The following is a 402-nucleotide window of genomic DNA, read 5'->3' as shown; positions in this document are numbered from 1 at the left end:
ATTCATCATATAAAAGAATAAATAAAGGAAGAGTTGTATTTCCAAGTAAAACATCATTATTTAAATCACTTTATTTAGCAACAGAAATTATTACAAAAAAATGGAGTCAACCTATTAGAAATTGGGGACAAATTTATATGGAATTAATTATTAATTTTGGTAGAGAGCGTATAGAAATTTAAAGAAATTTACCAATAAATTAAGAGGGTTTGGTCAAAAAACCTTACCCTCTGTATTGACATGCTGTAAAATACAGCTATAATATATTGAATTGTTTATAAACTAAATATCATAAGAGTCTTTGAATAAAAAAGTAAATTTGATGAATTTACAGACTTATTTCAATACTCTCGGCATATCAATGATATGCCTATTTTTTATTTATTATTATTTCTCCAACTA

Annotated in this window: 1 pseudogene; it reads left to right on the top strand. The window is 24.1% G+C overall.

From position 1 onward, the window contains the following. A pseudogene (locus AYC60_RS09215) lies at positions 1-182 on the top strand (IS256 family transposase); the annotation flags it as partial. Between the last annotated feature and the right edge of the window lie 220 nt (positions 183-402).

It is taken from the genome of Streptobacillus felis (assembly GCF_001559775.1).
Classification (GTDB): domain Bacteria; phylum Fusobacteriota; class Fusobacteriia; order Fusobacteriales; family Leptotrichiaceae; genus Streptobacillus; species Streptobacillus felis.
The sequence above is the reverse complement of the archived record's forward strand: the minus strand, read 5'-3'. Positions and strand labels throughout refer to the sequence as shown.